The sequence below is a fragment of the Neptunomonas japonica JAMM 1380 genome (assembly GCF_016592555.1).
GTDB lineage: Bacteria > Pseudomonadota > Gammaproteobacteria > Pseudomonadales > Balneatricaceae > Neptunomonas > Neptunomonas japonica_A.
In genome coordinates this window covers 1132747-1144408 of sequence record NZ_AP014546.1, presented here as the reverse complement: position 1 = coordinate 1144408, position 11662 = coordinate 1132747, and the positions used below count along the sequence as shown (strand labels likewise).

Annotated in this window: 8 protein-coding genes; 4 read left to right on the top strand and 4 right to left on the bottom strand. The window is 42.0% G+C overall.

The genetic code is table 11. From position 1 onward, the window contains the following. Window positions 1-47: 47 nt before the first annotated feature. The 3 genes from kdsA (at window position 48) to NEJAP_RS05160 (ending at window position 5229) form a co-directional block, all read left to right on the top strand. Window positions 48-893 (top strand): 3-deoxy-8-phosphooctulonate synthase, encoded by an 846-nt coding sequence (gene kdsA / locus NEJAP_RS05170; RefSeq protein ID WP_201349611.1) that lies wholly within the window; start codon window positions 48-50, stop codon window positions 891-893. 77 nt (window positions 894-970) lie between these two features. Further along, window positions 971-2953, top strand: a complete 1983-nt coding sequence (locus tag NEJAP_RS05165; RefSeq protein ID WP_201349610.1) for an SUMF1/EgtB/PvdO family nonheme iron enzyme — start codon at window positions 971-973, stop codon at window positions 2951-2953. 89 nt (window positions 2954-3042) lie between these two features. Beyond that, on the top strand, window positions 3043-5229 hold the full coding sequence (locus NEJAP_RS05160; RefSeq protein WP_201349609.1) for an esterase-like activity of phytase family protein: 2187 nt from the start codon (window positions 3043-3045) through the stop codon (window positions 5227-5229). Between the two features lie 360 nt (window positions 5230-5589). Here the strand turns inward: NEJAP_RS05160 and NEJAP_RS05155 are convergent, their stop codons facing one another. Together NEJAP_RS05155 and NEJAP_RS05150 are read right to left on the bottom strand one after the other, a co-directional pair. Then, complete coding sequence (locus NEJAP_RS05155) at window positions 5590-6516, bottom strand: porin (protein ID WP_201349608.1); 927 nt, start codon at window positions 6514-6516, stop codon at window positions 5590-5592. 107 nt (window positions 6517-6623) lie between these two features. After that, entirely contained in the window at window positions 6624-7271 is a 648-nt protein-coding gene (locus NEJAP_RS05150; protein WP_201349607.1) for a DUF2057 family protein, read from the bottom strand. 271 nt (window positions 7272-7542) lie between these two features. Here NEJAP_RS05150 and NEJAP_RS05145 point away from each other — a divergent pair, with 271 nt between their 5' ends. After that, complete coding sequence (locus tag NEJAP_RS05145) at window positions 7543-9000, top strand: DUF4139 domain-containing protein (RefSeq protein ID WP_201349606.1); 1458 nt, start codon at window positions 7543-7545, stop codon at window positions 8998-9000. A gap of 13 nt (window positions 9001-9013) precedes the next feature. On the opposite strand, the gene NEJAP_RS05140 is transcribed toward NEJAP_RS05145, so the two are convergent. Together NEJAP_RS05140 and NEJAP_RS05135 are read right to left on the bottom strand one after the other, a co-directional pair. Beyond that, on the bottom strand, window positions 9014-9484 hold the full coding sequence (locus NEJAP_RS05140) for a tetratricopeptide repeat protein (protein ID WP_201349605.1): 471 nt from the start codon (window positions 9482-9484) through the stop codon (window positions 9014-9016). Window positions 9485-9546: 62 nt separating this feature from the next. Next, a complete protein-coding gene (locus tag NEJAP_RS05135) occupies window positions 9547-11661 on the bottom strand; it encodes a putative bifunctional diguanylate cyclase/phosphodiesterase (protein ID WP_201349604.1) in 2115 nt (704 codons plus the stop codon). Window position 11662 lies beyond the last annotated feature (1 nt).

The window sequence follows — 11662 nt, the reverse complement described above, 5'->3', positions numbered from 1 at the left end:
AGCTTCACGTATAATGCCGATTTTAAGCTTTTATCAGGTTATAAATCATGGAACAGAAAGTCGTTCAAGTAGGCGCCCTAGAAATCGCGAATGATAAACCAATGGTTTTATTCGGTGGTATGAATGTACTGGAATCAAGGGACCTTGCACTACGCATTGCAGAGCACTACGTAACCGTTACTGATAAGTTAAATATTCCTTATGTCTTTAAAGCCTCTTTTGATAAGGCAAATCGCTCTTCACTCACCTCCTTTCGTGGTCCTGGTTTAGATGAAGGATTAAAAATTCTTGAAGAGATTAAGAACACATTTAATGTCCCTCTGATTACTGATGTGCATGAGCCTGATCAAGCAGCAGCCGCAGCACAAGTATGTGATATTATCCAGCTACCTGCTTTCCTCTCACGCCAAACTGATCTTGTCCAAGCAATGGCCGAAACGGGCGCTGTTATTAACATTAAAAAAGCACAGTTCTTAGCACCTCACGAAATGAAGCATATCCTGCACAAATGCCGTGAAGCAGGTAATGATCGCCTAATTCTCTGCGAGCGAGGAAGCACTTTTGGTTACAACAACTTAGTTGTTGATATGCTAGGCTTCTCCATTATGAAAGAGTTCGGTTATCCCATTATGTTTGATGCTACACACGCATTGCAGGTTCCTGGTGGCCGTTCAGACTCTGCAGATGGGCGAAGAGGACTCGTTGCACAGTTATCACGTGCAGGAATATCTCAAGGAATAGCGGGGCTGTTCTTAGAAGCTCACCCTAATCCAGCAGAAGCAAAATGCGATGGCCCTTGTGCATTACCTTTGGATAAACTAGAACCTTATCTCGCTCAATTAAAAGCAGTTGATGACCTAGTTAAGAGCTTTGAACCTTTACAAACAGATTAGATAAACCTCTGATTCTACTTAAAAGTTTGTCCATTCTTGTCTATTATAAATAACGGATATATAGGCAGGAATGGGCAATGGAAAAGCAACAACAGTCACATGCGCTGAATGATGGTCAGGTCATTGGCCCAGAACATCACAAATTTAAGCTAAAAGGACCGGCAACAGCACATCCACTAGGACAATTCTGGCAAGCTGAAGATATCAGTACACCCAGCCCGACACCTGTTTCGATTATTGTCATTTCCCCAGAACTCACCCGACACAAAGGCTTACTTGCAGCCTTTAAACAGCAGATTATCCAAGCTAAAAACCTACATCATAAGCATATTGTTTCGATTTATGGTTATTTTGTTGAGCGTGGTGGAATTCTATTTTTTGCCTGTGAGGCATTAGATGGACTCACTCTCGATACTCTTATAAAAACAAAAAAAGTAACAAAACTAAAAGCTAACCATTTACGTGGCTTGCTACTGCAAACAGCGGTTGCCGTGGATATATTTACCAATAAAGTCCGCAAACCCCACGGCGCCTTAGCTCCAGACCTAATCTATATTAATCGTCAGGGCGGTGTGAAGTTACTACCTATAAGCCCACGTACCCTATTGCAAGAAACCAGTTTCACTCTACAACCCGCTTTTCAATTTCCAGCCTATCAGTCACCCGAAGCCTTTCACGCCAATTTATTACCTACGACTGCTGACGTTTACTCTATGGGCTGCATAGCATATGCCGCACTGTCAGGTGCTGCGCCCTTCTCGCTAACAGATGATGAAGCTCTACACATTCGTAAAGAATTAAAACAACCATTCAAAACCAGCAAGAACCAGTGGATGATACTACAACAAGCATTAGCCACTGACCCGGAAGAGCGTCAAGCTAATGCCATAGCGCTAATCCAAGCACTGTTTAATGAACAAGAGGAAAAAGGGGTTGAGTCACTCAACAGTGACACAATGCATCAAGACGACGAAGCAACCGAATACACCTCAAACATTGCAGATATTAGACACTCCTCCAAGCTGCCTATTCGATTACTTTTATGGACAAGCTTATTTTTTTCCGGAGTTCTGGTTGGGTTTACTGCAAGCCTTTATTTAGCGCAAGAACAGCAAGCTGCCACTAACAATCATATAACCGCGTGGAAAGAGCAAGCTCAAATCTGGAAAGCAACCTCTGATGATCACGAGCAAACAATTCAGCTGCTTAAAAAGAAACTCGAAGAGCTACCTGATATAACGACACTCGCTGCAGCAACTTCAGCTGCGAACAAAATAGCGGTATTACCTCGTGAAGAGGCCAAGCTTGAAGAGAACTTTGGTGTATTCCAAGATGCTCTAGATAGTGGCGCGTATGGCCCACAAATGATTAGCTTACCTGCAGGCACATTCCAACTGGGTGACCTTAACCAGCAAGGCGATGATAACGAACAGCCGGTTCAAACCATTACACACCTCCATCCTTTTGCGCTTTCTCGCTTTGAAGTGACCTTTGCCCAATACGACCACTTTGCTAAACTCACGGGAAGAAGCCTCCCTAACGATGAAGGCTGGGGAAGAGACTCACAACCGGTTATCAACGTTTCATGGCAAGATGCGACAGCCTATGCAGCATGGCTGAGCGCTGAAACAGGAGAAAACTATCGCCTTCCGTCTGAAGCTGAGTGGGAGTACGCCGCACGCAGTGGCTCACAGTCTGCTTTTTGGTGGGGCAATGAATTATCTCCCCAACGCGCAGTCTGTGATGAGTGTGGCTCTTTATGGGATGGTAAAAAACCAGCACCTGTAGGGTCACTCGCAGCAAACCCATGGGGGTTTCATGATTTAAACGGTAATGTCGATGAATGGGTTCAAGACTGCTACTCAGATACCTACTTAGGCCACCCATCAGATGGCTCTGCTCGCACACAGACAAACTGTAATTTTCGCTCTATGCGCGGCGGCTCATGGTTTGACATTAGTAGAGTTATTCGTTCTGCCAGCCGCTACCGACATCCACCCAACACCTCAAGAAACACCTGGGGTTTTAGAGTTGCTTTAGATTTAAACTCAGATAGATAAAGTCAATTATTTCTCTTATTTCAATCATATATCTGTCATATGAGCTCCGTAGAATGCGCAAGTTAACTTGCCTTTCTACGGAGAAAAACATGCCAGTTCATTTATTTCGAAAGTCTCTTCTTGCATTAACCATTGCTGCAACGACCTCCGTTGCGCAAGCGGAGTCCTTCAATCGCATCGCCAGTTTTAGCACCACAAAAAACCTTCCTGCTTCTGTCAGCATTCAGCAAGAAACGTCCCCTGAGATCATTGCGGCTAGTAAAGACGGAAACACGCTGGTTTACTCCGATAGTCCCTTTGGTGCGATTGGCTTCATCGATATTAGTGATGCGCGTACACCAAAAGCTTTAGGCATTGTTAAAACTGCTGGTGAGCCAACGTCTGTGGCTGTTGGTAACAATTATGCATTAGCTGCCATAAATACATCAGAAAATTATCTTAAGCCAAATGGCTACTTAGCGACTATCCAACTGGATAACCAATCAATAGTAAACCGCTGCGAGTTGGGGGGTCAGCCTGATTCGATTGCTATTTCTAAAGACGGGAAATTTGCTGCTATTGCTATTGAAAATGAGCGTGACGAAGACTTAAAAGACGGTGTTTTGCCACAACTACCTGCGGGATGGTTGGCTATCGTAGAACTAAAAAAAGGCGTCCCTTCGTGTAGCAGCCTAAAAAAAGTAGAAATGACTGGCCTTGCCAATACAGGTGCTGATGATCCGGAGCCTGAATTTGTTGATTTTAACGACAACAACGAAATTGTGGTCACATTACAAGAAAACAACCATTTGGTTATTGTTTCAGCTGAAACAGGAAACATACTTAACCACTTCTCTGCCGGAAGTGTTGATCTACAAAACATAGATACAAAAAAAGATAAGGCTTTAGATTTTAGTGGTTCACAAACAAGACTACGCGAACCTGATACAGTGAAATGGCTTGATAATGACCGTTTTGTAACAGCAAACGAAGGCGACTACAAAGGTGGGTCTCGTAGCTTTACCATTTTCCATAAAGATGGCCGTGTACTTTATGAGTCAGGAAGCTCATTCGAAGAACAGGTCATCATGGCAGGTCACTACCCAGATAAGCGCTCAGGGAAAAAAGGGAACGAGCCCGAAGGAATCGCCATAGGGCAGTATGGTGAAAATAAATACATTTTTGTACTCTCTGAAAGAGCATCCGTTATCGGTGTCTACCTAGATACTGGGGATGCACCAAAATTCCAACAACTGCTACCTTCTGGCATTGGCCCAGAGTCTGCCGTTACTATTCCTTCTCGTAACTTACTCGTGAGCGCAAACGAAAAAGATCTCATTGAAGATAAAGGCCCGCGTGCGCATGTAATGATCTATAACTTATCAGCATCAGTGCCTGCATATCCACAAATCACATCACAGGGTTCAAACAATAACCCCAATAGCCCACTTATTGGTTGGGGTGCACTGTCTGGATTAACGGCTCATCCCTTAAAGGAAGGCAAGTTATACGCTGTGAACGATAGCTTTTATGCGAATCAGCCAACAGTATTTAGCATTGATGCCAAGCAAAAGCCTGCCATCATAACCCATGCATTACCGGTAACTCGCAAGGGTAAACCCGCCGAAAAGCTCGACCTCGAAGGCATCACAAGCGATGGGAAAGATGGCTTCTGGCTCGCCTCAGAAGGAAAGACTAAAAAAGAGGTTCCTCATGCAGTTCACCATATCAACTCTCTGGGTGAAATTGACCAAACCATCAATTTCCCAGAAGAGTTACTAAAAAATGAGAGGCGTTTTGGTGCAGAAGGCATCACATTAATAGGTGATACCCTCTGGATTGCCATTCAACGTCCTTGGAAGGATGACGCTAATAATCAAGTAAAGTTATTAGCCTACAACTTAACAACAGCATCTTGGGGTGCGGTCCATTATCCACTAGATGAGGCAACACAAGGCTGGGTCGGCTTGTCAGAAATAACTTATTATAATAACTCGGTTTATATCATCGAACGTGATAATCAACTAGGTGAGAACGCCTCAATCAAGCGCTTGTACAAGGTTAGCCAAGACGAACTTAAGCCCGCTTCTTTAGGCAATACACTACCTGTTGTCAGCAAAACATTAGTACGAGATTTCTTACCTGACTTAAAATCTCTAAATGGTTATGTACAGGATAAAATCGAAGGCTTTAGTATTGACTCTAGCGGTAATGGATTCGCTGTAACAGATAATGACGGAGTGGATGACAGTTCTGGTGAAACCCTCTTCTTCAATCTTGGTAAAATACACCCCTAAGCACAGAAAACTAGTATCTAAGTTTTAATAATCTATCGCTTTAAACCCGTATATAGTTTCAATATTAGTAGCCACAAGCAGGTTGGTTGTGGCTACTTTTTCATTCCTTAATCTTTACAAGTACCGGACTCTAGAACTGCTAGCTCTAAAGCCAGTTCTCCTAGTTAATTATACAATACCCCTTTCCTTAACTCAGATTTCATCAACCTTATAAATAACCTTGCGGTACTACTCGTGTGTGAATAACATTCCTGGCCTAATTCCAAAAAACACGCACAAAAAAGCCAGGATAAACCTGGCTCAAAAAATACTAGCGTGCTAAACACTTGAAGGGGACATTCAGCACGCTGCTATTCGTTATTAGAATTTCAAACGCATACCCGCTAAGTAACCAATTTCAATATCATCTTCATCAGTGTCTGCAATTTCAGCGAAAACACTAACATTTTTCTGAGATGGGAACTTATAGGTTACGTTAGCGTACCACTCAGTAACATCATCACCTGTCTCAGGCTTAATGTTGAGCATACCTACAGCAACTTTCGTTGTTTTATCAACAGGAACAACTGCAGCCAAGTTATACTGATCGGCAACATCTTCTGTTGTGCTAAAATCAGCTGCTAGCTTAGCAACACCAAAATCATATGCAGCACTGACACCCCAAGTATCTTTAGAAGCAGAAGTAGGCGTTGCTTCCATAGTTTGGTAAGCGGCAGCGAGTTCTACTCCAGAAAGCTCAGTAGATACGAATAGATCAAGTGACTGACCATTTTCACTGCTTTCACCTTCAGCTTCGATTTCATATGATGCAGCAATGTAAACATTATCCAAAGACGCATTTACACGAATAGTGTCATCACCATCAGTGCCCTGCTCTTCAAAGCGATCAGCTTCTGATCTAAGCTCATAAGCCGCTTCAACACCGAACTCATCCGTAGCAAAATTTTGCTTACCAATTGATACTGCAACCTTACCAAAATCTAAACCAATATAAGCTTCTTCAAGATCGCTACCGTCCTGCTTATCTTCGGCAGCATCTTTGAAACCAAAATCTAACTGACCAAACGCTTTCACCCCATTTTTTAGGTCATAAACAACAGAGTTCTTAAGCTCAAGGTCATCAAACTCCACATCCAAGTTTTGGTCGTCACCTACATCTTGGCGTAACTGAACCTGGAAATCTCCTTTCAATTTATAGGTTAGTCCTTTGCCTTCATAAATTGTCGCAGCATTAGCAGAACCTGTTGCAATTGCCGCAATAGATGCAGCTAAAATCAGCTTTTTCATTTATTTCTCCAGTGTAATATATAACAATTTTTAATTTGTTGACGACATAGGGCTTACTTCTTTCAATAAAAAGAAATAAGAATTAAATATTTAAATAACTGTGAGTTCTATTTTTTAGTCCACTCTATAAATTCAGCCTGAACTTTCGGACTAGAATTCAAATACCAATACTTAAGCATCTTCGCAGAAAGATTAGAACTTTTTAAAGACGGAGTACTTCCCATAAGCGAAGGAGCTTTAACAGGCGATTGGTAATTATTTTCAAAATAATCTTCGGATGGAAAGTTTAATTTATTGTATTCACGTAATTCATGCTCATAATCTCGACTTAACTGAAAACCTTCTTTAGTTAGCTCGTCAACACGAACATTTTTTACAGCTCCATTAGAATCAAGCATTACCCACTTAGGATTACCTTTGAATTCAACAAGGTCTTTTCTATTCTTTATGGTAGGAGCAATCAATCTAAAACGTTCAGAATCAGCTTCAAATACAATGACATAAACTCCCAACACCTCCAGATCGGTTTCATTTGCTGATGTCTTAATTTCAGCAGAAAGCTCAACAAGAACCTGATTAATCCCATCCTTAAAAGAGATGTCTTTTTTATTATCCAGCCAACTAGCATCGGTAAACTCTTTACCATTTATTGCTAACAACTTTATATCATCGTCTAGCTTCAGATAAACATCTGCAAAAGAACAAGAACTAAACAAAAACACTAATATTGCAGAGAAAACACCAAAACCCTTCATATAAAGCCTCAAAAAACCAGAAAACGCATATTTATATATGCCATGACTAATTGCGAACACCTTAATATTAATTTATTACAGTTACATGTCACGATTATTAAATTTAAAATTAGCACAGAAAAATCATGATAAATCAGATTAAAGGTAGGCTTTACATTTTGGTTATTTTTAACTTTATAAATATGGAAAAATGAACTTATATTTGTATCAACAGTCTTTAACTAATACTCTTGAACAAGATATAAGAACTTACTAGGGAAACGTTCACTACATGCAAACTAGCGACTATAGCTTTCCAGAGAATGAGCTTAATGAAGGACTACCGAATATGTTGCCAAAATTTCTTCCCGTTGTAATACTCACTGCTTTTCTCAGCCCCAGCATTGCACATGCGGCCCCTGTCACTATTACCGATAAAGAACAAACGGACTTAGCAGTCACCCTGTATACGCATAACCTCGGCTTAATTCAGGATAGCCGCACTATTCCTCCTCTGACCACAAAAGATATCGTTGTCATCAGCGATGTTAGTAAGCAAATGCAAACTGAAACCTTACAAATAAGAGGAGCCGGAAGCATTACGGAGCAAACGCTCAATAAGGCCTATCTCAATTACTATACGTTGCTAGAGCACCATATTGGAAAAGACGTAATACTGGCTCGTAATCAGCCAAATGGACAAGAACTACAACAAACCGTGCAACTCTTAAGTGCTGAAGGCAGCACGGCATTAGTTGACAATAGCGGTCGTATTGAGTCTATTCCACTGTCATCAGACTGGCGTATTATTTTCCCATCAAGGCCTCCCGAGTTATTGTTAAAACCTAGCCTAACGTTTCGCAGCAAAGGAACAAGCAACGCGGGAACCGCTCAGTTAAGCTACCTGACTCAAGGACTTAGCTGGCAAATGGACTACGTAATGACCTTATCAGAAGATAATAACTCGCTGGTTATCGACGGCCTTGCTTCTTTAGTGAACGATACTGGTACCTTACTGAAAAATGCTCGAGTGCGTTTGCTAGCAGGGGATGTACATCAGGATAGAAACCCTAGGCACCGAGCTAAAACGGTCATGATGGCGCAAGCAATGGCGGAAGATACTGGCGCAGCGCCTCCTCAAGCTTTAAGTGATTATCAGCTATATACTATAAAAGCGCCGGTCACATTACAGCATCAGCAACGTACCCAAGTTCCACTATTGCATGCGGATAAGGTCAATGTTGACTCACTTCAACGTTATCAGTTTTACATTAGCCCTCGTGTTGATAACCAAACTTTAAAAGCAAAACCTGAAACTTTCATTCGCTTTACAAACAATAAAGAACAGGGGCTAGGTACTCCATTACCTGCAGGGCAAGTACGCTTTTTCTCACCGGACAAAACTCAAGAACTACATTACGTAGGAAGTGCTCACCTAGCTCAGACCTCCATAGGAGAACAAGTTGAATTAGCCATGGGGAAAGCATTTGATGTGACTATCACACAACGTCAAACTGATTTTCAAACAGCATTTGATGGCACCGTTGTTGCCTATGAATTACGTATTAGAAACAGCGCATTAAAAAGCCGTGATGTAGAGCTTAGCAGCTTATTTTCTCAACCCTGGAAGCTCATCAGTAGCACACTGCAACCTATTGAAAAGAGTGCCGGTATAGCTAAGTGGAAAGTAACAGTGCCTGGCAATAGCGAGTCACTGCTAACCATACGTGCGCGTCTTAAAAAGAGATAACACACGGAGTTACTTAAAGCACTGGCTGTAAAGACTGCCAGTGCTTTACTTCATCTGCGTTAGCCTTCTCTCCCAGCTGACCTTCTTTATAAACCTTAATCATGCGGCTTATAGCCAATGAGTGTCCTTGTGATGCAGCTAAGCGGTAGTAATGAAACGACTTTTCATTTGATACAGAGAAATAACTTTCGTACCCCATTTCATATACCTTACCCATCTGATATTGCGACTTCATATCACCCTTATCAGCAGCTCGTTGTATATAAATAGCGCCTTGAATGCGATTCTGAACATCCTCTCCACGAAAATGCAGCAAATGCCCATAGACAGATAACGCCTTACAGCTATCATTATCTGCTGTAAAACGAAAAACTCGCATAATCCATTGATGCTTACGTGGCGACTTTTGAAATAAAGAGGAGCGAAACACAAAAAAGGCTAACGAAAAAATACTAGGAGCTAAGAGCTTTATGAGAGCACGCATGATCAAGACACCTCAAAATTAGAGGGGCTTAATATACCATTTCCATAATCACGTGTCGGGTATTAACCCAAGGATTTCCCACTTTTTAGTAATACATCAAAAGCCTTACTATCTACTGGCTTCGAATAGAGAAAACCCTGAAATTCATCACACTGTTTTTCCAGCAAAAATTCAGCCTGCTCCTGTGTTTCAATTCCTTCAGCAACGACATGCAAGCTGAGCGAACGAGCCATTGCAATAATCGCGGATGTAAGGGATCGATCACTACTATTACCTGGAAGCTCACTGACAAATGTCCTATCAACTTTCAGCGTATCTAATGGAAAACTACGTAGATAACCTAAAGACGAGTAACCCGTACCAAAATCATCAACAGCCAGTTGAACGCCAATCTCCTTTAATAGAGCCAGCGTCGCTTGTGTTTGCGCTACATCTTCCATAATCGCAGTTTCTGTCAGTTCAAACTCCAAATATTTAGGAGTAATACCCGTACGGTTTATGACGTCACCAATCTCTTGAGCTAGGCGTATATCTCGGAATTGAACAGCACTTAAATTCACAGAAAGAACAAAATCACTAAAGCCACAGTTGTGCCAGATTTTCAATTGCTGGCATGCAGCCTCCATCACCCAAGCACCGACTTCATGAATTAAGCCCATCTCTTCTAGAACGGGAATAAACTCAACAGGAGAAAGACTACCTAAAGTGGGATGCTCCCAACGCAATAATGCTTCAGCGCCAACAATACACTTCGTTTTTGCATTAATCCGCGGCTGATAATGCAATATAAACTGCTTATTGAGCAGCGCTTTACGCAGCTCGACTTCTAGCGTCATACGACGCTCAGTGACCTCAAGCATACTGTCATCATAACAACGTACAATATTACGCCCTTGGCGCTTAGCATTACGCATAGCATTTTCAGCATTGCGAAGTAATGTGCCTAAATCCAGAGTGGTATCTACAACCCGTGCGTACCCAATACAAGAGGTCAAAGACACCTCATGGCCATTGACACGAAACGGAGCAGAAATACAATCCATCAACCTAGTCGTCACTTCAACATTGCAATCCAAACTAGAAGAGCAACAAATTGCTAAACCAAATTTATCCCCCCCCCAACGACAAACCTCACTTCTTAAACCTCCTACTTCCTGACGCAGTAGGTCAACAAAAGCAGTAATTCGACGACTAACCTCGAGCAACACTTCATCACCCGTTCGGTGACCATAAATATCATTAATACGTACAAAGCGATCAATATCGACCAATACTAACGCCATACAACCATCTCTTCTTATACACTCACCTATCAGGCTATACATAACCCGAGTAAAGGATTCTCGATTTTGAAACCCTGTGAGTCTGTCAAAACGAGATAAAAACTGTATACGAGCTTCAGCCTCTTTACGTTCTGTAATATCTTGTAACGTGCCTTCTATGGCGACGAGAACACCCTGATTATCATATTCAAGTTCTGACTGTACTCTAAGCACTTTATATTTTTCACTGTCACTACGATGATCCAGTGTCACTTCAAAATCAGCCGGAATAGATTTGGGGTCATTGGAGCGCTGTAAGATGTCTGCTACGCGTGGCCGGTCTGCCGCAGCGACTCTGTTAATCAGTTGTTGCACGGTTATGCTATTAACATTGAAGTTAAAACGCTCAGCCAACTTGTCAGAAAATATCATTTTTTCCCGCACAATATCCCAGCGCCAATAATCGAGTCCAGCGATAGATTGTGCTTTAGCTAATCTTGATTCACTTTCAACAAGATCATTCATAGCGTTAACCGCACGCAACATAAACCGCAGGCGCTGCTTTAATAAAGTCCAATTCACCGGCTTTGCTATAAAGTCGGTGGCACCAGCTTCATAAGCTTCCTCAATAGAGTTATCACCTTCAAGGCCTGTCATCATTAATACGGGAACTGTTTTTCCTGAGTGTAAGCTTCTCAGTTGCCGACAAGCCGAAAAACCATCCAATACTGGCATATCGACATCTAACAGAATCAAATCTGGATTTATATCCTGAAGGACCTCAAGAAAAACGGCACCATTCTCTGCCAATGCAACAGCATAACCTTCCTTGCGAAGGTGAGCAGCAGCCACCATTCTTGCGACCGGATCATCATCAACTATAAGTATCGTCTGGCTTTCAACTTGGGCAATCACA